The 25,024-nt window shown below is 51.7% G+C and carries 23 protein-coding genes; 7 read left to right on the top strand and 16 right to left on the bottom strand.

Annotated elements, in window-relative coordinates:
- The first annotated feature begins 122 nt into the window (after positions 1-122).
- The 3 genes from EDM56_RS09200 to EDM56_RS09190 all read left to right on the top strand — a co-directional run bounded on the left by EDM56_RS09200 (position 123) and on the right by EDM56_RS09190 (position 2,919).
- Positions 123-1,175 carry a MerR family transcriptional regulator gene (locus EDM56_RS09200; protein ID WP_122917585.1) on the top strand — a complete coding sequence of 351 codons (1,053 nt, stop codon included), beginning with the start codon at positions 123-125 and terminating at the stop codon, positions 1,173-1,175.
- A gap of 80 nt (positions 1,176-1,255) precedes the next feature.
- Entirely contained in the window at positions 1,256-1,942 is a 687-nt protein-coding gene (locus tag EDM56_RS09195) for a class I SAM-dependent methyltransferase (protein ID WP_122917584.1), read from the top strand.
- 74 nt (positions 1,943-2,016) lie between these two features.
- A complete protein-coding gene (locus EDM56_RS09190; protein WP_122917583.1) occupies positions 2,017-2,919 on the top strand; it encodes a TIGR01777 family oxidoreductase in 903 nt (300 codons plus the stop codon).
- Here EDM56_RS09190 and EDM56_RS09185 read toward each other — a convergent pair.
- Both EDM56_RS09185 and EDM56_RS09180 read right to left on the bottom strand, forming a co-directional pair.
- Positions 2,890-4,485 carry a sensor histidine kinase gene (locus EDM56_RS09185; protein WP_122917582.1) on the bottom strand — a complete coding sequence of 532 codons (1,596 nt, stop codon included), beginning with the start codon at positions 4,483-4,485 and terminating at the stop codon, positions 2,890-2,892. The two genes, EDM56_RS09190 and EDM56_RS09185, sit on opposite strands and share 30 nt — an antisense overlap.
- Before the next feature lie 154 nt (positions 4,486-4,639).
- A complete protein-coding gene (locus EDM56_RS09180) occupies positions 4,640-5,917 on the bottom strand; it encodes an NAD(P)/FAD-dependent oxidoreductase (RefSeq protein WP_183192364.1) in 1,278 nt (425 codons plus the stop codon).
- Between the two features lie 168 nt (positions 5,918-6,085).
- Between EDM56_RS09180 and EDM56_RS09175 the strand changes: the two genes are divergently transcribed.
- Positions 6,086-7,747: a PucR family transcriptional regulator gene (locus EDM56_RS09175; protein WP_122917580.1), complete on the top strand. Its 1,662-nt coding sequence runs from the start codon at positions 6,086-6,088 to the stop codon at positions 7,745-7,747.
- Positions 7,748-7,807: 60 nt separating this feature from the next.
- A complete protein-coding gene (locus EDM56_RS09170) occupies positions 7,808-8,299 on the top strand; it encodes a Mov34/MPN/PAD-1 family protein (RefSeq protein WP_122917579.1) in 492 nt (163 codons plus the stop codon).
- Here the strand turns inward: EDM56_RS09170 and EDM56_RS09165 are convergent.
- Genes EDM56_RS09165 through mltG form a run of 4 tightly spaced genes read right to left on the bottom strand, consistent with a single transcriptional unit; the run spans position 8,217 to position 12,481 of the window.
- Positions 8,217-10,052 (bottom strand): peptidoglycan D,D-transpeptidase FtsI family protein, encoded by a 1,836-nt coding sequence (locus EDM56_RS09165; protein ID WP_122917578.1) that lies wholly within the window; start codon positions 10,050-10,052, stop codon positions 8,217-8,219. The two genes, EDM56_RS09170 and EDM56_RS09165, sit on opposite strands and share 83 nt — an antisense overlap.
- Before the next feature lie 56 nt (positions 10,053-10,108).
- Positions 10,109-10,753, bottom strand: coding sequence for a uridine kinase (gene udk / locus EDM56_RS09160; RefSeq protein ID WP_122917577.1), 645 nt, complete (start codon positions 10,751-10,753; stop codon positions 10,109-10,111).
- 18 nt (positions 10,754-10,771) lie between these two features.
- Positions 10,772-11,407, bottom strand: coding sequence for an O-methyltransferase (locus EDM56_RS09155; RefSeq protein ID WP_122917576.1), 636 nt, complete (start codon positions 11,405-11,407; stop codon positions 10,772-10,774).
- A gap of 27 nt (positions 11,408-11,434) precedes the next feature.
- Positions 11,435-12,481, bottom strand: coding sequence for an endolytic transglycosylase MltG (mltG, locus tag EDM56_RS09150; protein ID WP_246009328.1), 1,047 nt, complete (start codon positions 12,479-12,481; stop codon positions 11,435-11,437).
- 345 nt (positions 12,482-12,826) lie between these two features.
- Here mltG and EDM56_RS09145 point away from each other — a divergent pair, with 345 nt between their 5' ends.
- Positions 12,827-13,366: a GNAT family N-acetyltransferase gene (locus EDM56_RS09145; protein ID WP_122917574.1), complete on the top strand. Its 540-nt coding sequence runs from the start codon at positions 12,827-12,829 to the stop codon at positions 13,364-13,366.
- A 38-nt stretch (positions 13,367-13,404) separates the two neighbouring features.
- On the opposite strand, the gene EDM56_RS09140 is transcribed toward EDM56_RS09145, so the two are convergent.
- The 5 genes from EDM56_RS09140 to EDM56_RS09120 form a co-directional block, all read right to left on the bottom strand.
- Entirely contained in the window at positions 13,405-13,695 is a 291-nt protein-coding gene (locus EDM56_RS09140) for a DUF1292 domain-containing protein (protein WP_122917573.1), read from the bottom strand.
- 5 nt (positions 13,696-13,700) lie between these two features.
- Positions 13,701-14,114: a Holliday junction resolvase RuvX gene (gene ruvX, locus EDM56_RS09135; protein ID WP_122917572.1), complete on the bottom strand. Its 414-nt coding sequence runs from the start codon at positions 14,112-14,114 to the stop codon at positions 13,701-13,703.
- Between the two features lie 9 nt (positions 14,115-14,123).
- Entirely contained in the window at positions 14,124-14,393 is a 270-nt protein-coding gene (locus EDM56_RS09130) for an IreB family regulatory phosphoprotein (protein WP_122917571.1), read from the bottom strand.
- A gap of 72 nt (positions 14,394-14,465) precedes the next feature.
- On the bottom strand, positions 14,466-17,114 hold the full coding sequence (gene alaS, locus EDM56_RS09125) for an alanine--tRNA ligase (protein WP_122917673.1): 2,649 nt from the start codon (positions 17,112-17,114) through the stop codon (positions 14,466-14,468).
- 389 nt (positions 17,115-17,503) lie between these two features.
- Positions 17,504-18,568 carry an AI-2E family transporter gene (locus EDM56_RS09120; RefSeq protein WP_122917570.1) on the bottom strand — a complete coding sequence of 355 codons (1,065 nt, stop codon included), beginning with the start codon at positions 18,566-18,568 and terminating at the stop codon, positions 17,504-17,506.
- 324 nt (positions 18,569-18,892) lie between these two features.
- Between EDM56_RS09120 and EDM56_RS09115 the strand changes: the two genes are divergently transcribed.
- Positions 18,893-19,600 carry a TerC family protein gene (locus tag EDM56_RS09115; RefSeq protein WP_122917569.1) on the top strand — a complete coding sequence of 236 codons (708 nt, stop codon included), beginning with the start codon at positions 18,893-18,895 and terminating at the stop codon, positions 19,598-19,600.
- Positions 19,601-19,658: 58 nt separating this feature from the next.
- Here the strand turns inward: EDM56_RS09115 and EDM56_RS09110 are convergent, their stop codons facing one another.
- The 5 genes from EDM56_RS09110 to recD2 form a co-directional block, all read right to left on the bottom strand.
- Positions 19,659-21,317, bottom strand: coding sequence for a peptide ABC transporter substrate-binding protein (locus tag EDM56_RS09110; RefSeq protein ID WP_122917568.1), 1,659 nt, complete (start codon positions 21,315-21,317; stop codon positions 19,659-19,661).
- 333 nt (positions 21,318-21,650) lie between these two features.
- On the bottom strand, positions 21,651-21,839 hold the full coding sequence (locus EDM56_RS09105) for a hypothetical protein (protein WP_246009318.1): 189 nt from the start codon (positions 21,837-21,839) through the stop codon (positions 21,651-21,653).
- A gap of 47 nt (positions 21,840-21,886) precedes the next feature.
- Entirely contained in the window at positions 21,887-22,084 is a 198-nt protein-coding gene (locus EDM56_RS09100; protein WP_122917566.1) for a hypothetical protein, read from the bottom strand.
- 22 nt (positions 22,085-22,106) lie between these two features.
- Positions 22,107-22,604, bottom strand: a complete 498-nt coding sequence (locus EDM56_RS09095; protein WP_122917565.1) for a PRC-barrel domain-containing protein — start codon at positions 22,602-22,604, stop codon at positions 22,107-22,109.
- Between the two features lie 73 nt (positions 22,605-22,677).
- The gene (recD2, locus tag EDM56_RS09090; protein ID WP_122917564.1) at positions 22,678-24,945 is read right to left on the bottom strand and encodes an SF1B family DNA helicase RecD2; all 2,268 of its coding nucleotides are present in this window, start codon (positions 24,943-24,945) and stop codon (positions 22,678-22,680) included.
- Positions 24,946-25,024 lie beyond the last annotated feature (79 nt).

The following is a 25,024-nucleotide window of genomic DNA, read 5'->3' as shown; positions in this document are numbered from 1 at the left end:
TTTCAGTTAGTATCATAACTTCACTTACTTACTTTTGTCAAGTAGCTTTCTATTAAGTTTTTTCTTTACATTACCGTAACGTAAAGGTTTAGTTTTAAAGAGTGAAAGGATGTGCAAGCCCCGTGAAAATCAACGAAATCGCGCAAAAGCTGAACATCTCGACTCGGGCCATTCGCTTCTATGAAGAGAAAGGCCTGATCGCCCCCCGACATGCCGAAAACCAGTATCGACACTTTTCTGAGCAAGACGTGTGGCGCCTGCAAACGATTATCGCCCTGCGCGAAGTGGGCATGACGCTAGACGATATCGCCAAAGCGCTGAACCATGTCGATTCGGGAAACAAAGACCTCTTGCTCGATTATCTGGAGCTTCAGCGCTCCGTCATGTATGCGCAATGGGTGGAGATGAAGCAGATTTTGTTTACTACCGATCAAATGATCGACCTGCTCAAATCGAACCAATCGATTGACATGGCCGACATTTTCCAGTTAGCCGATGGTTCCAAACGTTTGCGTGAGGCCCGGAGCGCCTGGTACGATCGCTGGAATTATGACCATCGGGCCGAATCACATGACGATCGGGTGCGGCCGAAAGCAGAGGAGTTTTCCATCTACCGAGATTATAAGGAAACGCTTGAGCTGCTCGTTCGCTTGATTGGCCCGCGCCCTGGCGAATATGGACTTGATCTCGGTACTGGCACCGGCAATTTAGCGGGCCTCTTCTTGCATCAAGGCATCCGCATGGCAGCGGTCGATCAATCGCGTGAAATGCTCCGGCATTGCCAGCGCAAATTTCCTTCGCTCACAGCGAAGCTTGGCAACCTGCTGTCCATTCCCTTTCTCGATCATCAGTTTGATTTTTTGGTCACTAGCTTTGCCCTGCATCACCTGACCGACGAGCAAAAAACGGTGGCAGTAGCAGAAATGAAGCGCGTGCTTGTGCCACACGGGCGAATTTGCATTGCTGACTTGATGTTTGCCGATCATGAGAAACGCGAGGCTTATTTTGAAGGTATGCTACGTGATGGCAAGCTGGAGCAGCATGCCCTCTTGTCTGAATTCCACTTCACCAATCTGTCGGTATTTCTTCCGTTGCTGGAACAGCACGGCTATTTGTATAAGCATCAGCAAATCAATGAGCTCTTACATGTGGTGTACGCGGTACCGATGCGCTGACGTGTTTATACTTTACCTTCACGTTACGTCAACCTGTATGATCAAAGGGAAACACACCAATTATATCTGGAGGGAACACAATGCCTGATCATGAAGCGATTTACCGCTCTCAAGCTGAAACATACGATTTGATGATCTCCAAGCAGCCTATTTTATTGGAGGAAATAGAACGGATACGGCCGGTTTCTGGTCTCGACGTGCTCGACCTGGGAGCTGGCTCGGGAAGGCTGACAGTGCCGCTTGCCGCTAAAGCGCGCTCCATTCATTCGCTTGACGCCTCCCCTGCCATGCTTGCCATCACGGCGGACAAACTGCAGAGAAGTGGCTTCACCAATTGGCAGACGAGCGTTGCCGACCATCGCAACTTGCCAGTGGCCGATCAGTCTGTCGATCTCGTCGTCTCTGGCTGGAGCATCTGCTATCTCTGCTCCTCCGAATTGCCAGCTTGGCAAGACGATCTACGCCAGGTCATGGCCGAAATCAATCGTGTCCTGCGCCCCGGTGGCACCGTCATTTTGTTTGAAACGATGGGCACAGGCACAACGCACCCTGCTCCCCCCGACTTTTTGACCGCCTACTACGCCAAGCTGGGAAGTGAATATGGCTTTAGCCACAAATGGCTGCGCGCGGACTACTCTTTCGAATCCCTCGCACAAGCAGAGGAGCTCGCCCGGTTCTTCTTCAGCAACGAACTGGCACAGCAGGTCGTTCAAAACAACTGGGTGACCATGCCGGAATGTGCGGGAATGTGGTGGCGGACTACATAACTTTCCAGACGATTTGTATAATGTCGACTCCTATATTACACTAAGAGCAGCCGTGTATATTGGGAGGAATTGGAATGGACGTTCTGATCTTTGGAGGCTCCGGCTTCGTCGGGCAGCATCTTGCCCGCACCTTGCAAGATTGCGGACACGCCGTCTATATCGCTTCGCGCCATGACCGCCCCGTAGCTGCGGGGACTGTTCGGCCTTACCAGATCGATCGCTTGCCAGCCTTGCTTGATTCGCTCGGTGACGATTATGCGATCGTCAATCTTGCGGGAGAATCGATCAATTCGGGACGGTGGTCGCCAGCACGGAAAGAGCGCATTTTGACATCGCGGTTACATTTGACCCAGGCGATCGTCCAGGCGATTTCGCAAACAAACAAAAAGCCGAGCGTATTAATCAACGCGTCGGCTGTCGGTTATTATGGCTATTCGGAAACGACAGTATTTACCGAAAACTTTCCACCCGGAAAAGGCTTTCTTGCCGATGTGACAAACCAGTGGGAAAATGCTGTTCTCCCTGCCGAAGAATCCACTCGTGTCGTCCGCTTGCGACTGGGGGTCGTTTTGGGTCAAAACGGCGGCGCTCTGGGCCGGATGGTTTTACCGTACCGGCTATTTATCGGCGGAAAGGTCGGCACGGGCAAGCAATGGCTGTCTTGGATTCACGTCGAGGACGTTGCCCGTTTGATTCACTTCAGTATGCAGACCCCTGCGATCAGCGGCCCTGTCAACGCCACCGCCCCGAAGCCGGTTACCATGAACCAGTTTGGTCGAAGTGTAGCAGGTGTGCTAAAACGCCCCCATTGGCTGCCCGTGCCAGCCTTTGCCCTGGAGCTTTTGCTTGGCGAGATGGCGGAAATCATTTTGCAAGGCCAGCATGCCGTGCCGCAAGCTGCTCTCGAACACCAATTTACGTTTCGATACGCAGATTTGGACACCGCTTTACAAAACCTTTTGGGCACCGGTCGCTAACGGCAGAGTCATGCGGAACACCGTCCCATGCTGCTCACGTGACTGGACCTCGATCGATCCGCCATGATCATTCATGATTTTATGGCAAATGGAAAGCCCGAGCCCTGTCCCCGTCTCTTTTGTTGTGAAAAAGGGATTGAAGATTTGCTGGAGCTCCTGCTCGGACATGCCTGTTCCAGTATCCATCACCTCGATCGTGCACCACTCATCGGATCGGCTTGACGTAATCGTCACCGTACCTGGTTCAGGCATGGCATCAAATGCATTTTTGAGCAGGTTGAGCAGCACCTGGACCAGCTTGTCCCGGTCCATCCGCACATAAAGCTCCTCGCTCTCCGGCTCATAACAGATCAGATGGCTGTAATAATTCGCTTCTGCTTCCGCGAGCGACACGGCCCTCTGAATGCTCTCCTGCAAATGAATCACACGCACATCGCCCGCATGCGGTTTGGAAAATTGCAACAGTTCCGAGGTAAGCTCGCTGACCCGCGATACTTCCATCATCAAAAGCTCATAATACGGCTCGATGTTGTAGCTGTTTTCCTTCGAGATTTGCAAAAACCCTTTCACCGTTGTCATCGGGTTGCGTATTTCATGTGCCATGCCTGCAGCCAATTCGCCGACGACCCGCAGCTTTTCGGCGCGCAGCATATTTTCCTCACGCTTCAGCCATAGCTCGCGCTTGACCAAAAACAGCTTTCGCTCGGCTGCGGAAATTATTTCGTCCCTCGTCCCGCCTTCTTCCGGAAAAACAGCCTCGCCATAGATCAGCTCTACCCCCAACTCAGGCCCCACCCGGTGATCGAGCAAATCTTTGCAGTACTGTACCGTCTTGCCGTTTTGCGTAGCCGGCACCACCAGAGCGAAATCGTCTCCGCCGCAGCGGGCGATCAGACGCGCGTCCGGAAAAGCCTTTTCTAAAGATTCTGCCAACTTGATCAGCAGTTGATTCCCCCCAGAATAGCCTTGCTCAAAATTGATCGTTTTCAAATCGTGACAATCGAGCAAAAACAAAATGAACGGCTCCGAGGAATGTGTCAATGCCTGCAATTGCTTATGGAACTCCGTAAAATTCATCAACCCTGTGAGTGCGTCACGGCTGACTAGACGGCGTGCCTCCTCTTCCAGCTGCCTCCGTTCTTTTTGCACCTGCAAGAAGAGAAAAATAAGAAAGACGACAAACAATGAGCTGAACAAATCTGCGATCGTCACAAGCAATTCGTACGCTTTGGTCGGAGAATAGCTGAGTCGAATGCTTGAATAGAGAGCAAAATAAAAGACAGCCACCCCGACGGAGCGGTGGATGCTCTGCGTCCGATGGTACTCCCGTGCAGTTAAGATCAGATAGAGCGGGTGGCACCAGTTGATTTGCGCTGCGAAATGGAACGCGACGAGAAAAAGAATCTGCAAGCTCTGCATATGCTTGGAGCGGTTTTCATTCAATACGGTGAACATGAAGCAAACGGCTGCAGCAATAACCCAGAAAGGGTGCAGGGCCCGTTCCAACCAAATCGATGAAAAGACAACGAAGCTTACATACAAAGCGATTGAAAAAGGGTAAAGCATCAGCATTTCACTCCAGTGAGGGATAATATGTCAGAAAATACAGCTATCAATCTATAGTTCGCTGTCGCTCCCCTCACCCCCTTCTTGCGACAAACGGCGAAACCAAAAATGGTTTCGCCGTACGATGAAGCGAAAACCCAACATGGTTTTCGCTTTAGAAATACTTATCTACGAAATGATAGTAAAAGGACGCTACTCCGAGCAACAGCGCACGCTGGCTGTGAAACGGAACCGTACGGATTGGCAGCCGCTCCAGGCTGTTTTTTTCCCGCAGTGGGTCGCACACATTTTCTGCAAGCAGCTTGCCCATCAATGTTGATATCGATGCGCCGTGTCCGCAATAGCCAAGCGCAAAATGAATGCCTTCCTCCGTTTGACCGATATGCGGCATAAAATCGAGGGTAAAGCCGAGTAGTCCACCCCAGCGATAATCCATCCCAGTCTGTGCAAGCGTCGGAAACACCTCGATCAAGCTTTGCTGCACCTGCCCAAACAGCGCATCGCCCTCTTTTCCGTTGAAATCGACGCGCCCGCCCAGCAATATCCGATCATCCGGCGTTCTGCGGAAGTAATAGAGGAAATTTTTCGTATCTGAGATCATCCGGTTATGCGGGATGAGCCGTTCTACCGCCTCGCGCGACAATCGCTCGGTCGCCACGATGAAGCTGCCGATCGGCACCATTTTCTTGGCTAACGACTTGGCCAGTGACGTCGTATAGCCGTTCGTCGCCATCACGACATGTTGTGCCCGCACGTGGCCGCTGGATGTACGAATCAGAAACTCGCTTCCCTGTTTCGCAATCCCAGTCACCTCTGTCCGATCATAGATGACGGCTCCATTCGCTTCCGCTGCATCTGCCAGTCCGAGCGCGTAATTTAGCGGATGGAAGGAATAGCTGTGCGGGTCCACCAAGCCACCGTGATACAAGTCCGAATTGACTTCCTCCCGCTTCATCCGTTCCTTATCGATCACATACGTTTCGTAGCCAAAATTCGTTTGCATAAACTCCTGATTTCGCTTCAGCGCCTCCAAATGGGCTGGCTTAAAAGCGGCATCGAAATTTCCGCAGTTTTCCAAGGAACAGCTGATGCGATGCTCACGCACAATTGTTTCCACCAGCTTGATGCCCTCCACCGAAATGTGCAAGAGTTCACGCGCCGTTTCCTTGCCGTGCTTGCTGGCCAATGAGTCGATGCTCGGCTTGTAGCCGGTCAGCACCATCCCTGCGTTGCGGCCGCTCGCTCCCCAGCCTGCCTGTTGCTGCTCTAATACGACGCAGCCTACCTGCTTTTGAGCCAGGTGATAGGCTGTGGACAATCCAGTGTACCCCCCGCCGATAATTGCAACATCTGTCGTCAACTCCCCTTCAAGAGCTGGCCTAATTCGGTGATCGTTTGCCGTAGCTGCCCAAAGCGAATCGATGTGTGCCATCTCGCATTCACCTGCTTTCGCGCTTCTTTTCTCCACTATACCGTCGTCATGCATCACACACATTAGACACAATGTTAAAAATTTTCTATACTATTTTTAACATTTTTGTCTTCCGACGACCGAAATTGGTACGATCCACGCTTCCGTAGATGAAGGGGGAACTCAATCATGTCAGATATGACCGTTACTTTGGACGTGGTGCTGAAACGCCCCCTCTTTGCGCATGCAGAGGTTGTTGCGGGCAAGTCGGGGCTGCATCGCAGAGTACGATGGGTACACATTTTAGAAATCCCGCTTTTTGACGAGACGATCATACAAGGCGATGAGCTGATTCTCTCCACAGGAGTGGGCTTGCCGTGGGGGCAAATTTCGCACACCGAATTTTTGCAAAACCTGATCGACAGAAAAGCAACCTGCCTTTGTATCGAGCTGGGTCATTATTTTTTTACCATTTCGGATGAAATGAAAGCACTAGCGGACGAGCACCATTTTCCGCTGATCGTCTTTCGCCAGCCGGTCAACTTCATTGAAGTGACGCAGGATTTGCACTCGCTGATCATCAACCGCCAGCACCAGTCATTGGTGAAGCTCGATCTTATCTCGCGCACCTTCCATGCATTGTCTCTCACCTCTCGTGCGACAAGCAGCATCATCAAGGAGCTGCAGAACCACACGGGGGCACAGGTCGTTTTTTTGCCTGTGCAAGATTCGCCCTTCTTCTTCCCCCGCACGCAGCCGCAGCAGGAGGCCTCGTGGCTCAAGGCCATCCACGACCATCGTGCTGCCCTGCCAGTCGCGAACGTCGCAGATGAACCGGTCCAATGGAAGGAGCAAGACGAATCAACCTTTTTACTTCACCCGGTCGTGGCGCTGGAACAAACCTTCGGACTGATCGGTCTGATCATCTCGAGGCGGGCAGCAGATCCGTTTGACTCGCTGATCTTGGATCGGGCAGCCACTTCGCTAGCCCATGATTTTTTACGCAAGCATTATATCGAAGAGAAAAAGTCGCAATCGGAAGCAGCCTGGCTGGATGATTTGATTCACGGTCGCTATTCGAACGAAGAGGAAGTCCAGCAGTTCGTCAGCCGCATTGTGAAGCGTCCCAATGCCCGCACGTATCGAATCGTACTCCTTGAACTGGAGGAAGCAGTGCTGCCTGATAACCAGGAGCGGCCGGACGATGACGAGTCGCTCCGGATCCACTTGGCCCTGCAGGTCCGTTTCGCGTTTCTCTCTCAGCTGTTTCAACCGTTCATCACCATGCACGCGCAGCAGATCATCGTGCTCGCCCTGGACATCGGCGCCCCCGAACACGCGTCGGCCCGACTGAAAAAGGCGATCGAGACGCTGACGGGGCCTTCCCGCTATGCCTCATTCGGGTTTGCCCATTCATACGCAGGCATCGGTCGGATGAAACAGTCGTTTTTGCAAGCAAGCGATAGCTTTCGTGAGGCTATGCAAATGCTCCGGATCAGGCGCTTGCTTGATCGTCCCATCAGCCCGTTTTATGAAGAAGCGGGCATCTACCGCCTGTTGCTGCTGATTGAAAAGGAGGCAGCTACCGTTTCATTTGTAGAAGACACTCTCGCGCCACTGCTCGCTTATGATCGTGCGAAAGGTACAGAACTGATAAAAACGCTTGAAGTGTACTTGGCCGAGGACGGCTCCAAACAAAACACTGCCCAGAAGCTGTTCATCGTCCGGCAGACGCTCTATCATCGGCTGGAAAAAATGAAAGAGCTGCTCGGCGACGATTTCATGTCACCTGACAAACGGCTTGCATTGGAAGTGGCGCTGCGGGTTTACGCCTTGGGTAAACGGCAATGAACCCTTCCTGGCTGTCATCGCATATGATAACGGGAAGCTGCCCGAAGGAGGGTTTACCCGATGTCAACGCTATACCTTTCGCCGCGAGCGCACCGGCAAATCCAGCAAGCGGTCTCGCGCAATCCCGGTGTGGAAACCGGCGGGATCATGATGGGCTACCAATTGAACGCCCGCGACTGGCTGGTCACGTATGCGAGCGAGCCAGGCCCAAAGGCTGTTCATCAGCCGCTCACCGTCGTCTTTGACGATTCTTATTTAAATAACCTTGTAACGCGATTGCAGGCGCGAAGCACGCGTCGCTGGCAATATATCGGCGACTGGCACAGCCATACCGTCCGAAACCTGTCGCCAAGTCGTGCAGACAAGCATACAATCGCCACGAAGGCATTCGAAGCCAAATACGGCTCAAAATCCCCCATTATGCTCATTGTCGGGCTGGGAAAACAGCAGCAAATTCAGGCCAAGGGATTCATTTTGGCAGGCTCGCTCCGGCCGTTCCGCCAAGTGACACTGTATGATCGTGAAAAGCAAGGTGATCCACAACCGATTTGAACAATTTCGTGGCCAAATGAGAGCTGCCGTTTTGCCGATTTTCAGCCACCACCGCGATGGCGTAACGCGGCTCATCGGCGGGAGCATATCCGACAAACCATTGATGGTTGCGGGGCTCGCCGTTTTTTTCTGTCTCGGCGGTCCCGCTTTTGCCGGCCACACTCCATTTCGCCTCCTGCAGAAGCTTGCCCGTTCCCTTTTCCACGACCTGCCGCATCATCCGCCTGAGCTTGTACGCGGTGACGAGATCAATCCCTTTTGCTTGAGAAGGCTTGGACTCGAACGTAAAAAAATTGCCTCCGTTTCGATACAAAATATGAGAGACAAGCCGCGGCTGATAGACGTGCCCGCCGTTTGCAATCGTCACCATCATATTGGCCGCCTGAAGCGGTGTCATCCGCACATCCCGCTGCCCGATAGCGGTCTGGATCAGCACGCCTTCATCCTCGCGCGATACAGTAGGAGAAAATACGCGCCCAGCTTCCTCACCCGAAATCTGGCGGAACTGCTCCTGTTTGAAAAGCGCTGCTGTTACATGCCCCACCTCAGCCCCTAACCCAAACCGCTCGGCATAAGCGGCGATCGTGTCTCCCCCAACCTGACTGGCGATTTTGGCGAAAGCGATATTGCAAGATTCAGCGAACGCTTCCTCCAAAGTAATGCTGCCATGCCCCGCTTTGTTCCAGCAGGAAAAACCGAATTTACCGTATTCCCCCTCACACAAAAAACGGTCAGTGGGCGAAACGATCCCCTCTCCCAATGCCGCTGCAGCCACAACAGTCTTGAATACAGAGCCCGGCGCCAGCTGCTTCGTCGCATGATTTTGCCATGACGCATCGCTAGCCTGCAGCTTGGTGGGATCAAACTGCGGACGGGAAACCATAGCGACGATGTCGGCATTGGTCACATCGAGCACGACGATCGCGCCTTCATTCAGCCCGCTCTCATCTGCAACTTGTTCGAGCTGCTCCTGGATTGCCCGATCGAGCGTCGTTTTCACGGATAGCGGATAAAATTGGTTGTGCCCCGCATGGTGGCGGAGGTCCAATCCACGCAACAGATGACCTTGCCCGTCAACGTAGTAGGAGAGTTCATCAGGCTCCACCCCCTGCAAAAAGCGGTCGAAGCTTTTTTCTAGCCCCGATGCCCCAACCTGTGTAGCGAGCGTCATTTGATTAGCTTTCCATTCCTGCAAATAACGCTCTTTTACCAGCTCAGGGCTCTGGTGTATATAGCCGATCACCTGCTTGGCGATTTCATTTTCTTGATACCGCTCGGCAACGGTGATGGCGACAATTCCCGGAAGTTCGAGCTGATTGATTTGCGCCATCTGTCCTGTCGTTAACCGGACAGACTCTCCTTTCTCATCGCGCACAATCTCGGGCTGCTTTGCCATTTGCAGCTGCTTGCGCAAGCCTTGCTCGGGTTGACCGATGAGCCGTGCCAATTCTGTGAAGGCTTTTTCATCCAGCAGGTTTTTGCGGGCAAGCGGAAACACAGCCAGCACCCGCTGCTCCTTTCCTGTTAGCGACATGCCGTCCTTGTCCAATATCTCGCCGCGCCCGCTGGACAGCTTGATCGTTTGCTCCCGCTGCTTCACCGCGCTTTTGACCAAATCGACATCATGATCGGAAAAGTGATGGGTAGCCACGACCTGAATCCAACCGAGCCGTGTCACCAACCCGACCCATAACAATGTAAAAAGGAAAAGCGCAAGCGTGCTGCGCTGTTTGATTTGTCTCGTCTTATTCAACAAAAATCCCCCCAATCGGCAATTAGTATTTGCCAAATGGAGGGAACACACGCATTTTATTGCTCCTGATATTCTCTTTTTTCCGCCAAAATGCTATCGATCTTGTTCGCGAGCAAATCAAGCGCCACTCGATTATAGCCACCCTCAGGTACGATGATGTCCGCATAGCGTTTGGTCGGCTCGATGAATTGCAGGTGCATCACCCGCACCACATTCAAGTACCTGTCGATGACCGATTGGAGTGTCCGGCCTCGTTCTTCGATGTCACGCTGTATCCGCCGTACGATCCGTACGTCGGCATCCGTATCGACGAAAACCTTGATGTCCATCAAATCGCGGATGCGCTCGTCCTCGAAAATCATCATCCCTTCCAAGATAATGACATCTTTCGTCTCAACCAAGACGGTCTCTTTGGCACGGTTGTTCACCTTGAAGTCATAAACCGGCTTCCGGATGCTTCTGCCTGCCAAAAGCTCTTGCAAATGATGCAGCAGCAAATCATTGTCGAACGCAAGCGGATGATCATAGTTCGTATGAACGCGTTCCTCCGGGAGCATGTGCGACTGGTCCTTATAATAGGAGTCCTGCTCGATCATCGTAATGCTTTCATGTTGAAACTGTTTATATAAGGCGGAAGCAACGGTCGTTTTGCCGGAACCGCTTCCTCCCGCAACCCCGATCAAAATTGGGTGGTGCGCCATCTCGTGAATTCCCCTTCCTTACTTACGCAATACGCTGACAGCCAGTCCATCGCCGATGGGGATGAAGGTTGTGTCGAGCAGTGGATGCGCTGCCAAATAACGATTAAAACCATCGATTTTCTCAACCATTGGCCGCTGACGTGGCGTTGCGGATTCGAGATCAGCTACCTGACCGCGGAACAATACATTATCGCTGATGACCAAGCCGCCTGGATTCAAGTGCGGCACATACAGATCCAGAAAAGTACGGTATTGCCCTTTTGCCGCATCAATGAACAGGCAATCGAAGCGATAGCTCTCTGGCAAGCCCTTCGTCGCGTCCTGATCCAACAATTCAATGCGCTCGGTCACGCCCGCTTCAGCGAAATTTTGTCGTGCACGGCTGATCCGCTCCTGATCGATCTCCATCGTGACGATTCGTGCATCAGGTGCTGCTTCCGCAAGCCAGATTGTCGAATACCCGATCGCCGTGCCGATTTCCAAGATCGATTTGGGCTGATGCTGCATCACAAAAAAACGCATCAGCTGCGCAGACGGCAGCTGGATGATCGGAATGTGCTCGGCGTGAGCTTCTTCCTCCATGCGGGTCAACAGCGGCGAACGCGCCGGAATAAGCGAGGCGATATACGCCTCAATTTGCGGTGCCGTAATCATACAAAAAAACCTCCTTCACACATTTGCTTACCAGTTTCCTCTGCTCTTTGCATCCTTGGCCAAATGCTCCGCGAGCGTTTTGGAAAAAAAGTGCTCGGAGGACCCGTCCTTTTTGGTTACGAAAAAGAAATAGTCGGTTTTTGCCGGCTCCACGACAGCGGCCAGCGAAGCTCTGCCCGGATTGGCGATCGGTCCAGGCGGCAAGCCTTTGTGGATGTATGTGTTGTAAGGACTGTTGATTTTGAGATCGTCAAACGTGATCCGATCGCGCTGCTTGCCCAGCACGAACTGAACGGTCGCACAGGACTGCAGCATCCAGCCATCACGCATCCGGTTAAAAAACACACCCGCGACAATCGGACGCTCCTTGTCAACGACCACTTCCCGCTCAATGATCGAGGCCAGATTGACGGCGTCATCCATTGTCAAATTGTGCGCCTTTAGTGTCTCTTTCCATTCTGGCTTAAATTCCTTATCGAATTGTCCGAGCATCTTGGCGAGAATTTCTTGCGCATTCGCGCCTTTGTTCACATCATATGTTTCCGGAAACAAATAGCCTTCCAATCGATTTTTTCGCTCTTTGTTTTGTGGAATTTGAGCGACAAACGGAAATTCAGGAAACTGTCCTTCATTGGCTTCCTTTAAAAAATCGGCTTTTGTCACCAGACCTTTTTCCTCCAGCGACGCTGCGATTTGCTCGATATTCCAGCCTTCCGGAATCGTGAAGCGGACCGAATTGTCCACCACATCACCCTCTTGGATCGGCGCGATCAGCTGCTCGATCGGAAGCCCGGCCGTCAGCTTGTATTCACCGGCTTGCAAATGGCTGCCGATTCCTTTCAGCTTCACATAATAGCGAAACAACGTACCGTTTTTGATGAGTCCGGCCTGCTCTAGAATCGTCCCGATCTGGGCGATCGATGAGCCCGGAGGAATCACAACCTGCTTGGTACCCGTGCCTTCGACGGGCTGGAGTTCGGAATAAACATAGAGTCCCCCTGCTCCCAATGCCACTATACCTAAGATGATTACTCCGAGAATCAGCTTGATGATCCGATTTCCCCGGCGTCTCATCCCCGCTTTCGCAGATCTGATTACAACCGGTCTCTCTATTTTTTTGTTCGGTTGGTTCAAGCACATAGCCTCCTCTGTCCCTCGTCGCCATACATTATACCGAAAGATTGTCCCGCTTGCACCATCTCGCGGCAGAAAACTTGTCATCTTCCAGTTGGCGATTGCAGCCAACAAAAAAAGCAGCCGGGCGTCTGGGACAAGGTGCTGCATCCACTCCGAATTTCGCTGCTCTCATTTTTTCGTGCTTGCGCTTATTTTTTCGTCCAGCTACTATAATAAAGTTTCCATACGCTTTTTCTGTAAATAGGTGGAATTAAAAATCTTCGCCATCCATGGAGGTGTAACATGATTTATTTCGAAACTCCCCGTTTGCGGTTGCGTGACTGGGACCATGCTGACCTGGAGCCTTTTCGCCAGATGAATGCGGATGAGCAGGTGATGAACTATTTTCCAAAACGGTTATCCGCCGAAGAGACGGATGCGTTCCACCAAGCGATTGTCGCCGAGTTTCACGAAAGCGGTTATGGGTTGTACGCCGTAGAAGTAAAGGAAAACAGCGAGTTCATTGGCTTCATCGGCTTTCATCGTGCCACCTTCGAGTCTGATTTCACACCGTGCATCGAAATCGGCTGGCGGTTGAAAAAAGAAGCTTGGGGCAAAGGCTTTGCAACGGAGGGAGCCGCAGCCAGTTTGCGTTATGGCTTTAGCGAGTTAGGTTTTCACGATGTATATAGCTTTACAGCCGCTATCAATGTCCCTTCCAAAAACGTGATGGAAAAAATCGGCATGCGCTTCATCAACCATTTCGATCATCCGAAAGTTGCGAAAGACAGACCGCTGTGTAACCACGTCCTGTATCACACCAGTCGTTATTCCAGCAAGTAAAAAAGCCGGCGGCCAATATTGGCCCACCGGCTTTCCTTTTAGATGTCTTCTTTTTCCAGATCCGCGATCAGCGTCTCGAATGTAGCTTCGACTCGCTCCCACTCTTCATCGTCCTCGATCGGCTGGAGCATATCCGTACCGTCGTAACGCAGGAAGTGCACCTCGTACTCTTCGTCCTCTTCTTGATCTACCGGGACCAGCACCAGATAGGATTGGTCCTCGATATCAAAAATGTACATGATCCGAAAATCGCGGGACTCGTCGTTACCTTCCTCGGTCAACGCAATTACGTCGCCTACTTCAAACTCTTCCATCATCTCTTCACTCATGCTCGTCACCTCGAATTGGCGTCCAGGTATCCCTGCAAAATGAGGGTCGCCGCCATTTTATCAATTACTTTTTTGCGTTTTTCCCTGCTCACATCAGCGGAGATCAACATTTTTTCGGCTGCCATCGTGGTCAGTCGTTCATCCCATAGTGTAACCTGAAGAGAGAATTCCCGTGCCAATTTGTCAGCAAATTTTTGGCAAAGCTCGCCCCGCGGGCCGATCGTCCCGTTCATGTTTTTCGGAAGACCGACAACGATCTTTCCTACCTGATACTGTCCGATCAGCTCGCGCAGACGTGCCAAATCTTTTTCACCCGATTGGCGTCGGATCGTTTCGACACCCTGGGCCGTCCAGCCCAATTCATCGCTGACCGCGACGCCAATCGTCTTGTCGCCATAATCCAAACCAAGTACTCGCATAATCCTCCGCTACGACTCTTTCTTCTGGTTGGCTAAATAGCCCCGCACCAATTCTTCAATCAATTTGTCGCGTTCGATCTTGCCGATCAAACTACGCGCGTTGTTGTGCCGTGGAATAAACGCCGGGTCCCCGGAGAGCAAGTAGCCCACGATCTGCGTGATCGGATTGTATCCTTTCTCCTGCAGCGCTTTGTACACTTCGGTTAAGGTTTCCCTCACCTCAGCCTCGCTATTGTCTTTAGGAACGGAGTATTTCATCGTATTATCCATGAAATTCATCTGTAACACCTCGGTTCGTCAAGGGTTTGATACCCAGTTTATTCGTCTGGCACACCAAAAACTCCTGCTTGTTTATTTTGCAACCGCTTGGGTTTGTACCATTTCAAGTGCAGCTGCCAGCGCTTCATTCAATTTGGATGGATCTTTTCCGCCGGCTTGCGCCATGTCCGGACGTCCGCCGCCGCCACCGCCGCAACGGGTTGCAACCTCTTTGATGATTTTGCCAGCATGGAAGCCTTGGTCGATCAAATCTTTGGTGACGCCCGCAACCAGGTTCACCTTGTCGCCTTCAGCTGCTCCGAGCACGATAACGGCAGAGCCCAATTGGTTTTTCAGTTCATCCATCATGCCGCGCAAGTTGTCCATATCCGTTGCGGATACACGTGCAGCCAATACTTTCACGCCGCCGACTTCTTTAACTTGTTCGACGAGTGATACAGCCTCGATGTTACCCAACTTAGCACGCAGCGATTCGTTTTCACGCTGTACTTCTTTGAGCTGCTGTTGTACAGCCTCCACACGTGCAGGTGTTTCCGCAAGAATTGGAGATTTTACGGCATGTGCCACATCGCGCAGTGTAACCAGCTGCTGGTTCAGGTACTGGAATGCGCCGCGTCCGGTTACCGCTTCGATACGTCGCGTACCTGCTCCAATGCCACTCTCGCTCACCAGTTTGAACAACCCGATTTCCGCTGTGTTGTTCACATGGCAGCCGCCGCACAATTCCAGGCTGTAATCTTCCACTCTTACCACGCGAACGATGTCGCCGTATTTCTCACCGAACAGCGCCATTGCCCCCATTGCTTTCGCTTCTGCGATCGGTTTGAGCGAAATGTCCACGGACAGGTTTGCCCACACCTTTTGGTTGACGATCTGTTCGATTTGCTCCAGTTCCTCAGGCGTGATCGCGCTGATGTGGCTGAAGTCAAAGCGCAAGCGTTCTGGAGCAACCAGCGAACCTGCCTGGTTAACGTGTTTGCCCAGCACATCTTTCAGTGCTTGGTGCAGCAAGTGAGTAGCGGTATGATTTTTCACAATATCGAGGCGCGCTTCGCGGTCAACCGCGCTGTGTACCTCTGCTCCTTTGGTTAGGGAGCCTGCTTCGATCACAACGGTATGCACGTTTTGGCCCATTGGCCCTTTTTGCACATCCAGCACGCGTGCTTTGACCAGATCGGAGGTCAGCGTACCTTGGTCATTGATCTGACCGCCGCTCTCCGCATAGAATGGCGTGCGGTCGAGCAGCACTTGCACAGTTTGCCCTTCCTCGGCTGTATCGACCAGCTGATTATCAGCAATGATCGCCACAACGGTGGAAGTGCTTTCCAATTCAGTATACCCAACAAATTCGCTTGTAACCGTCAGCTCGCCCAACGGTCCGCCTTGGGTCTTCATGCTGTCCACATCTTGACGGGCAGCGCGAGCGCGTTCACGCTGTTCGTTCATCGCTTGGTCAAAGCCTTCGCGGTCAACAGACAGCCCTTGCTCTAATGCGAAATCCTCGGTCAAATCAACCGGGAAGCCGTATGTGTCATACAGCTTGAACGTGTCTGGACCGGAGAGCTGCGTGCCCCCAGCTGCTTTGGTCGCCTTCACCATGTCGGAGAGGATGCTCAAGCCGTCATTCAATGTTTCATGGAAACGCTCTTCTTCGGCGCGAATCACTTTCTCAATGAAGGAACGCTTGTCGGTGATCTCTGGATAATGGTCGCCCATCATGCCGCAGACAACGCCAGTCAATTGCCACAGGAACGGCTTCTCGATGCCGAGCAGCTTACCCATACGGACAGCGCGGCGGAGCAAACGGCGGATGACATAACCGCGGCCTTCATTGGATGGCAGCGCGCCGTCGCCAGTCGCGAACACGACAGTACGCACGTGGTCGGCGACTACTTTCAGCGCCACATCGGTTTCCGCGCTCGCTTTGTAAGCGACGCCGGACAGTTTGCTAGTAGCCTCGATCAGCGGGAACAGCAAATCCGTTTCGAAGTTGTTGTCTTTATCCTGGATAACGGATGCCATCCGCTCCAGCCCCATGCCGGTATCGATGTTCTTTTTCGGCAATGGCGTGTACGTGTGGTCTGGATTATGGTTGAACTCGGAGAACACCAAGTTCCAGATTTCCAGATAGCGTTCGTTTTCTCCGCCTGGGTACAGTTCAGGATCGTTCGGATCGTTGCCGAAGCTCTCACCGCGGTCATAGAAAATCTCGGTGTTCGGACCGGATGGGCCTTCGCCGATATCCCAGAAGTTGCCTTCCAAACGGATGATCCGCTCTGCCGGAATGCCGATCTCGTCGTGCCAGACCGCATACGCATCGTCGTCTTCCGGATGGATGGTGACGGACAGCAGCTCAGGATCGAAACCGATCCATTCCGGACTGGTCAAAAATTCCCATGCCCAGTGAATCGATTCTTTTTTGAAATAATCGCCGATGGAGAAGTTGCCCAACATTTCAAAGAACGTATGGTGGCGTGCAGTGCGGCCGACATTTTCGATATCGTTGGTGCGGATCGATTTTTGCGAGTTCGTGATGCGCGGATTGTCTGGAATCTCGCGTCCGTCGAAATATTTTTTCAGCGGCGCCATCCCGCAGTTGATCCACAAAAGAGACGCATCGTCATGCGGCACAAGCGGTGCGCTTGGCTCCACATGGTGCCCCTTGCTTTTGAAGAAATCAAGATACATTTGACGAATTTGATTACCGGTTAATTTCTTCATCATTACCAAACCCCCTGAAAAATTTGAAAACCTTCCTGCGTAAACCGTTAGCGCATCGCCGAAACGCTTTTCGAAGGAATAAAAAAAAGCCCTCATCCCCTCAGGGACGAGAACTGTTTTCTCGCGGTACCACCCTGCTTACAGATTCGCTGTGGCGCACATACGCGTCGTAGCAAAACTGTCGCTTTCAGAGACGATAACGGCGTCTGGCCGCTGGTTTTTTCCCAGTCTTCGGATTAGCCTTCGGCAACTCTTCTTTTGAACACCCTTACAGCCAGGGGGCGCTCTCTCTGGAAAAGGTCTGCTGCCTACTCGATCCTTCATCGATCACTATTCCATTTTGATGGAATGGTATTTCATTCATATTATAGATTTTTCCTGCAACGATGTCAATCTTCGCGCATGATCAGGGCGATTCTGCTGATAACGACCTTCAGGATGGCCAGCACGGGCAACGCGACAATCAGCCCGACAACCCCGCCGATCGCCTCCCCAGTGAGCAAGGCAAGGATAATCAGGAGCGGGTGCAAATGAAGCGAACGTCCGACGATGTTGGGCGAAATGATGTTGCCTTCCAGCACCTGGATGACCAAGTTGACGGCCAGGACGACCAGCACCGTTTTCGTCGAGATGGTAAACGCGATGACAAGCGCAGGTGCCGCCCCAATGATCGGCCCGATGTACGGAATAATGTTCGTCAGGCAGACGAATGAAGCAAGCACAAACGGATACGGCATATCCACTAGCCAATAAGCCAAATAGGCGCACGCCCCGACGATCAAAGCTACGACCATTTGCCCGTGCAAATATTTGCCCAGCGAGTCATTCACATCGCGCAGCAATGCCTGTGCGTGTTTGCGGAAGCGCCGTGGGATGATCAGCATGCCGCCCTCATGTATCGACTTCATATCTTTGAGCAAATAAAACGCGATAAACGGAATCACGGCATATGCAAGCAGCTTCCCGATCGTGCTTTTCGCATTGTTGACGATTTGCCCGATCCCTGCCGCCATTTTCTCCTGCGATTGGACGATTACACGGTCCACCCCATTGGAGATGCTTTGCGGCAAAAAATATTTGTGATATTCCCACTCCTGCAGCCACGAGTGGTACCAATTGGTCAGCCGGGGAATATCGTCTGACAGCTCGATCAGCTGTTTGGTGAACACCGGGATCGCATTGACGCATGCAATCACGACGACAAGCACAAACGACAGATAGATCAGCAGCACGGCCACCATACGCGGTACCCTTCGCCGCTCAAGCATGCAGACGATCGGGTGAAGCAGATACGCAATCAAAATGCCGAATAAAAACGGAACGAGAATTTCCTCGATAATATGCCAAGCCTTGGTCCAGATCGGCCGTAGAAACCATAGCAGGCTCAGAATGACGAGAACAAGTATCACATTGACCGCGATCTGCACGAAGCGGGATTGCCGCACAGTTTCCATGCCCGAATCCCTCCTATTCTTTCATCTTCACTAGCATGTGCAGTGCCAAAAAGAAACATGTACACCTATTGACAACCAGCCATCAACAGATTAGAATCAGCTTATATGATTCACCTCCAAAGGGGAGTAGCTGGACTGTACAGTCGTCATTACGGGAATCACATTCCCCGGTTGTACAGACAACGGACACGTTGTAAGCAAGACCTTTGCCATTTACGGTAAAGGTCTTTTTTGCGTAAAAAACGACCTTTGCCAAGCCTTGGCGAGGTCGTTTTTGTTTTTCGGCCTTGCGTGAGAAAAAAAGAAGAAAGAGGAGATGGGAGTATGGAATGGTTGTCACTTGATTTTTTCTCCGCGCTATTGGCCATCGTTGTGATCGATTTGGTGCTGGCCGGCGACAATGCAATTGTCATTGGCATGGCCGCGCGCAACTTGCCGAAAGAACAGCAGAAAAAGGCAATCGTGTACGGGACGGTCGGCGCGATCATCATCCGTGCGCTGGCGACGCTTGCGGTTGTGTATTTGCTCAAAATACCTGGTCTTTTGGTCGCAGGCGGCTTGATGCTGATCTGGATCGCCTACAGGCTGCTGCAGGAAGACAAAGAAGCACACGGGAGTGGCATGAAAGCCGGCACTAGCCTGATGGCGGCGATTCGCACCATCGTCGTGGCGGATACGGTCATGGGCATCGACAATGTGCTCGCCGTCGCCGGTGCCGCTCATGGAAGCTTTGGGCTGGTCATTACCGGCCTGGTCATCAGCGTGCCGCTGATGGTGTGGGGAAGCAGCTTCGTGTTGAAGCTGATGGAACGGTTCCCATCGACGATTTACATTGGGGCTGCTGTGCTCGCCTATACGGCAGGCAGCATGATTACGAGCGAAGCCTTGGTGAAGCCGTATGTTGGCGAAAACCCAGTGATCAAATGGGGCATCATCCTGGTCGTGATCGCCGGTGTCCTCTGGTTTGGTCGACGCCGTCCACAGCCGGCGCAAGCCGATGCGCATGAAGTTGATGAGCGCAGCGCGATGTAATGACTCCACAAAGCAAACGTGAAAACCCGTCTGGGCAGCCAGACGGGTTTTTCTTTCATCACTTCATATCGACCCATTTCAAATCGCTGTTGCCAAGCGGATCTTGGTAAATGCCGTGAGCCACATTGTCCGCTTCGACCCATGCGCGCGTATAGTAATAGATCGGGATAAACGGCATTTCATCCATTATGATTTGCTCGGCCTCCGCGAATAGCGCTTTGCGTTTCTCAGGATCAGACTCTTTGCCGGCTTGGTTGACCAGCTCTTTGTATCTTGGATTTTCCCAGCGCGTATCGTTGTTACCGCCGTTTTTATCCTTGAACACTTCGGCATAATTAATCGCGTCGTTGAAGTCGGGAATCCAGCCAATGCGGCCGACTTGGTATGTTCCTTGGTGCAACGTTTCCAAGTATACCTTGAATTCCTGGCTCTCGATTTTAGTATCGACCCCGAGCGCTTTTTTCCATTGACCCTGAATCGCTTCCGCAATCTTTTTGTGTCCGTCCCCTGCATTGTGCGAAATCGTGATTGGCGGCAGCTTGGTGATGCCGAGCTCCTTCATTCCTTCTGCCAACAATTGCTTGGCGGTCTCGACATCGTTGTCTTTGAAATATCCGTCAGGCTTCACTGCCATCGATGGCGGAAAAAGTCCCATCGCTGGCATTTGATCGGCTTGCGTGACATTGTCGATCAAGCTTTTGCGGTCAATCGCATAAGCGAATGCTTTTCGGATCTTGGCATTGTTGAATGGAGCTTTTTCCGTGTTGAATTTGTACCAGTACGAGGTGGCGATTGGTTTGATTTTCACCTTGCCAGAATCTTTGAGCGATGGCATTGCATCAAGCGGAATAGTGTTGTAAGGAGCGCCATCCCAATCCAATTCGCCATTATCAAACATGGACAAAGCAGTGTTTTCGTCCTCGATCATGCTGACATCGATTTTATCCATTTTGACGTTGTCTTTATCCCAATAGGTGTCGTTTTTCGTAAACTCAATTTTGCTCTTGTGCTGCCAATCGGTCAGTTTGTATGGTCCGTTGCCGACATGCGTCGCCGCCTCAAGCGCCCATTTCGGATTGGCTTTGGCCACCTTCTCATTGACGGGCATATAGGTCATGAAAGCCGTCAGTTCTAGGAAGAACGGCGTCGGATTCGCCAGCTTCACTTCCAATGTCTTGTCATCGAGCGCTTTCACGCCGACATCCTCCACTTTTCCTTTTTTCGTGTTGTAGGCTTCCCCGCCTTTGATATAGTAGAGCTGGTACGCATAATTGGATGCTGTCTCTGGTGCAAGCGCCCGTTTCCACGCGAATTCAAAATCATGAGCCGTCACCGGATCACCGTTGCTCCATTGGGAGTCGCGCAGATGAAACGTATAGGTTAAGCCATCGGGCGATACGTCGATTTTTTCGGCCACTTCCTCATGCGGTTTGTCGTCTTCACCGATTCGAGTCAAACCGGCAAACGTCGAGGTCACCATCATATTGGACTGATTGTCCTCGGCAATCGCCGGATCAGCCGTGGAAGGTTCTGACGTAATGGCGATGCGGAACAGCTTCGGCTTGCCACTGTCTGTTTTTGCAGCCGATGGAGCAGTCGCCCCTTGGTTTGTTGTGGATGGTTGTGCGGTTTCTTGTGTCTGATTGCCCGCACAGCCTGCCATCGCGGCGGAAGCTAAGGCGATGGAGCTCAATAATACAAAAGCGTTCTTTCTCATGGATGATACCCCCTAACCGGTATTGACCATAAATTTACAACGCTTTCAAATTTATTTGAATACTTTGCGAATAGATTTTATTATGATTTATCTGAACCTTATTTATAAAAAATCATGTAGGTCGCAAGTTGCTTCCTTTGTTTATTTTTCAATTGTCCAAACGGATTTTTCCTTTATTTCCCTTTATAAAAAATAATTATTTCACAATGTTAGAAAACCTGGCTACGCCATGCTTTTTGGCGGAGCCGCGGTTGCACTTATACTGGATAAGAATTTAATGAAACTTATCTGTACAAAAAAACAGCCGTCCGCATCGGACAGCTGCTTTTTTGATTATCTGGCTACGGCTGTTCGCAAGGAACGAAAGAGCATCGCACCTGCTTTCATCATATTTTTGCGCGACAGAGGCAAACGATTGATGTTCAACGAAAACCCATTGCGACGTTTCGGCATCAGCATATAGCCAATGGCGGCTACGATACCGCTTGTGATCAGTACACTTAACAGATTGCGTCGAGACATCTTCATTCCTCCTCAAAGCGTTTTGGGCGAAACGATCGATGGCTGTTTTATTGGGCAGGCAAAACCTGATCTTCAAAAAACAAATCGTTCAACGACTGCAGAGAACCATCCTCTTCGACCTGATAGATCGAGGATACCTGTTCTCCCGCAACGCTCAATTCCACGTAGCAGTTCCAGCAATAGTACTGGTTTGTACCAATTTTGCCGATATCTTTGGAATTACAATTGGGGCAAATCACTCGCATGACGCTCTCCTCCTTGCACCTCTTACGCCTGGATACGAATTGAATTGGGTACGATCAGTGTTTCATCCCCGATAATACAACCATCTTTTGCGGCGAGACGTTTGCGTCCCTCCGTCAAATCCGTTATCCACCCGTTCGATAATTCATACCCTACAAGCTTCTCCCAATTCATGGAGAAGTAAACATCTTCAATAGTTCCCAGCCGTTCCCCTTTATCGGTCACGACTGTTTTTCCTTTTAGCTTGTACTTTCCCGTAACCAGGCTGATCGTTTCCAGGTTTCGCAGCATATGCAGAGGAGTAAGGGCCGAATCGTCATGCACGGTCAGGTAATCCTGGCCCACTGAATGAATCGCTTGAAACGGAATGTACATCCCATCGTGCATCCAGTTCGCCTCTTTGATGACGACTCCCAGCGTACGTCCGCAAGCGTCACAAAGTATATCGCGGACCATTCCTGTCACTCGTCCGCTGGCAACTGAAAGAATCGGCAGGCCTATAGCATCCAGTGCTTTGCGCATCAGGGACATCCCTCCCGCCTTTTTAGTATCAGGCAAGAGGCTACTCCTCATTCGAAACAAACTGTTCCAACCATCAGCTGTTCACACGAAGGCGCTGATTCAAATGACTGTAGCGCACACCTTCGTCATCGTTTTCGACCGCCATGCGAAACGCTTCCTGATCACCACACATAATCAGAAACGATTTGCTCCGAGTGATACCGGTATACGCCAGCTTTCTGCGGAGCATCCGGAAATAATTCCGGACGAATGGCATGATCACAATGGGGAATTCACTACCCTGCGATTTATGAACGGAGCAGCAGTACGCGAGCGTAAGCTGGTGGTACTGCGACCGCCGATAGACAACATCTCTCCCGTCAAAGGAAATGACCATCTGCTCTTCATTTTCCTCATTCTCATTCGGACGGAAAATCGCTTCAATTTCGCCCATATCGCCGTTGAACACATGTTCCTCCGCGTTGTTGACCAATTGCAGCACTTTGTCTCCCGTACGGAATACGGTCTCCCCGAACGTTATCTCCCGTTTTGTCTCAGAACCGGGATTAAACAGGGCTTGCAGCTCTGCGTTCAGTTGGTTGACCCCTGCCACACCTTTGTACATCGGGGCCAAAACCTGAATATCTTTCGCAGTATACCCTTTTTTTACGGCCCCGGCGCAAATTTGTTTCACAATTTTTACGACATCTTGTGGCGAACTTGTGAAAAACCGCCGATCTGGCAAAAACGTCAGCAAATCATCCGGCACTTTTCCTTGTCGAATATCATGTGCGAGCCTGATGATGGACGATTCTTCCGCCTGACGGTAAATATCGGTAAGCTGAACACGCGGTAAAAAATCAGCTGACAAAAGATCGAGCAACACATTTCCCGGGCCGACGGATGGCAGCTGATCCGGGTCGCCAACCAGAATGATCTGGATATCGTCCGGTAGTGCGCGGAACAGCTGATTGGCTAGCCAAATGTCAACCATGGACATTTCATCGACGATGAGCAATCGCCCCCGTACCTGTTGCTCTTGATCGTGCTCGAATTGCTGCCCATTCCACCCCAATAAGCGGTGAATCGTCATCGCGGGTAGCCCCGTGGTCTCGGTCATGCGCTTCGCGGCACGTCCTGTCGGTGCGACCAACAAAATCGGAAACGGATTTTCATGTTGATTGTATTTTTTCAAATCAAGGGAGATGCCGTGTAACTGTGAAAACACGCGACATATCCCTCGAATGACTGTCGTCTTCCCTGTACCCGGACCGCCTGTCAACAGCATAAAGCCGGAGGAAACCGCTTTTTCGACTGCCTCACGCTGCGTGGGTGCATGGGTGATGCCCAGCTCATCCTCCACCTTGCCGAGCGCACTGTAAAATTCGGATGCGGGAAAAACGGTCTCCGGCTCCCGATCGGCATAGTAGCGCACGCGTTTGGCAAATCCGATTTCCGCAAAGAACAGCGACGGAAGATAAATTTTGTCATCATCATCGTAGTACAGCTTTTGTGCGAGGTGCATCTCCTGAAGGGCGCCCTCCGCTTCTTCGCGGGTAAACGTGTGGCCCCCAGCTTCCTGTAACAATTGCAGCGTCCGCTCGCACACATCCTTCATGGGCAAATACACGTTCCCTTCCCCATAGGACGCTTCCTGCATGATATAAATCGCTGCCGCCTGCAGTCGCTCCGGCGAAGATGCCGCCACACCGGTTGCCCTCGCGATCTCATCTGCACGTTTGAACCCGATTCCCTGAATATCCTCGATCAGTTTATACGGCGTTTCGGTCAGAACCGTCATTGTCGCCAGCTTGTACGTCTGATATATGCGCAGGGCCAAATGGACGCCAATGCCGAATTCGTACAGAAAGACCATTGTCCTCTCCAGCGAACGGTGCTCCAGCACAGAGTCATAAATCAGCTTTGCCCGGGTCGGCGAAATGCCCGGGATCGCTTGCAGCTGGTCCGGGTCATCTGCGATGACGCTCAGTGCGTCCACCCCCAAATGCTCCACGATCCGTTTGGCCAGCTTTTTTCCGATACCGGTAAACAGGCCGCTCGCCAAATAGCGTTCCACGCCTGACTTTGTTTTCGGTGTTTCCCGTTCGTACCGGCTCACGATATATTGCGAGCCGAATTTAGGATGAACCTTCCACTCTCCGTAAAAGGTATACAATTCTTCTTCATGCGGCCGAGGGAAGTGTCCGACTACAACGGTTTCCTTGTCTTTGATCGGCTCGGTGGTCTCTTCCACCCGTACCCGAAACACGCCGTACCAGTTTTCTTCATTATAAAAAATTTCTTGGATAACATGGCCGCGCACATAGGTTTCGGCAAACAGCGAAAGGGATTCTTGCGCCATCAAGACCCCTCCTTTCTTCTACGATAAGAAAAAGAATCCACTTTCAAGACAAGTGGATTCTCATGATCGCTCCATCTCT

This window comes from Brevibacillus fluminis (genome assembly GCF_003710825.1).
Classification (GTDB): Bacteria; Bacillota; Bacilli; order Brevibacillales; family Brevibacillaceae; genus Brevibacillus_D; species Brevibacillus_D fluminis.
Note: the sequence above shows the minus strand (reverse complement) of the source record. Positions and strands in the feature narration are given on the sequence as shown.

Excerpts from the sequence above, each read along its gene's own strand:
- EDM56_RS09185 (WP_122917582.1), bottom strand. The coding sequence starts at position 4,485 with ATGCTTTACCCTTTTTCAATCGCTTTGTATGTAAGCTTCGTTGTCTTT.
- EDM56_RS09105 (WP_246009318.1), bottom strand. The coding sequence starts at position 21,839 with ATGTCTCGACGCAATCTGTTAAGTGTACTGATCACAAGCGGTATCGTA.
- alaS (WP_122917673.1), bottom strand. The coding sequence starts at position 17,114 with ATGAAGAAATTAACCGGTAATCAAATTCGTCAAATGTATCTTGATTTC.
- EDM56_RS09100 (WP_122917566.1), bottom strand. The coding sequence starts at position 22,084 with ATGCGAGTGATTTGCCCCAATTGTAATTCCAAAGATATCGGCAAAATT.
- EDM56_RS09115 (WP_122917569.1), top strand. The coding sequence starts at position 18,893 with ATGGAATGGTTGTCACTTGATTTTTTCTCCGCGCTATTGGCCATCGTT.
- EDM56_RS09180 (WP_183192364.1), bottom strand. The coding sequence starts at position 5,917 with ATGGCACACATCGATTCGCTTTGGGCAGCTACGGCAAACGATCACCGA.
- EDM56_RS09155 (WP_122917576.1), bottom strand. The coding sequence starts at position 11,407 with ATGATTACGGCACCGCAAATTGAGGCGTATATCGCCTCGCTTATTCCG.
- mltG (WP_246009328.1), bottom strand. The coding sequence starts at position 12,481 with ATGAGACGCCGGGGAAATCGGATCATCAAGCTGATTCTCGGAGTAATC.
- ruvX (WP_122917572.1), bottom strand. The coding sequence starts at position 14,114 with ATGCGAGTACTTGGTTTGGATTATGGCGACAAGACGATTGGCGTCGCG.
- EDM56_RS09120 (WP_122917570.1), bottom strand. The coding sequence starts at position 18,568 with ATGGAAACTGTGCGGCAATCCCGCTTCGTGCAGATCGCGGTCAATGTG.
- EDM56_RS09110 (WP_122917568.1), bottom strand. The coding sequence starts at position 21,317 with ATGAGAAAGAACGCTTTTGTATTATTGAGCTCCATCGCCTTAGCTTCC.
- udk (WP_122917577.1), bottom strand. The coding sequence starts at position 10,753 with ATGGCGCACCACCCAATTTTGATCGGGGTTGCGGGAGGAAGCGGTTCC.
- recD2 (WP_122917564.1), bottom strand. The coding sequence starts at position 24,945 with ATGGCGCAAGAATCCCTTTCGCTGTTTGCCGAAACCTATGTGCGCGGC.
- EDM56_RS09175 (WP_122917580.1), top strand. The coding sequence starts at position 6,086 with ATGTCAGATATGACCGTTACTTTGGACGTGGTGCTGAAACGCCCCCTC.
- EDM56_RS09190 (WP_122917583.1), top strand. The coding sequence starts at position 2,017 with ATGGACGTTCTGATCTTTGGAGGCTCCGGCTTCGTCGGGCAGCATCTT.
- EDM56_RS09095 (WP_122917565.1), bottom strand. The coding sequence starts at position 22,604 with ATGCGCAAAGCACTGGATGCTATAGGCCTGCCGATTCTTTCAGTTGCC.
- EDM56_RS09195 (WP_122917584.1), top strand. The coding sequence starts at position 1,256 with ATGCCTGATCATGAAGCGATTTACCGCTCTCAAGCTGAAACATACGAT.
- EDM56_RS09170 (WP_122917579.1), top strand. The coding sequence starts at position 7,808 with ATGTCAACGCTATACCTTTCGCCGCGAGCGCACCGGCAAATCCAGCAA.
- EDM56_RS09140 (WP_122917573.1), bottom strand. The coding sequence starts at position 13,695 with ATGAGTGAAGAGATGATGGAAGAGTTTGAAGTAGGCGACGTAATTGCG.
- EDM56_RS09145 (WP_122917574.1), top strand. The coding sequence starts at position 12,827 with ATGATTTATTTCGAAACTCCCCGTTTGCGGTTGCGTGACTGGGACCAT.
- EDM56_RS09130 (WP_122917571.1), bottom strand. The coding sequence starts at position 14,393 with ATGAATTTCATGGATAATACGATGAAATACTCCGTTCCTAAAGACAAT.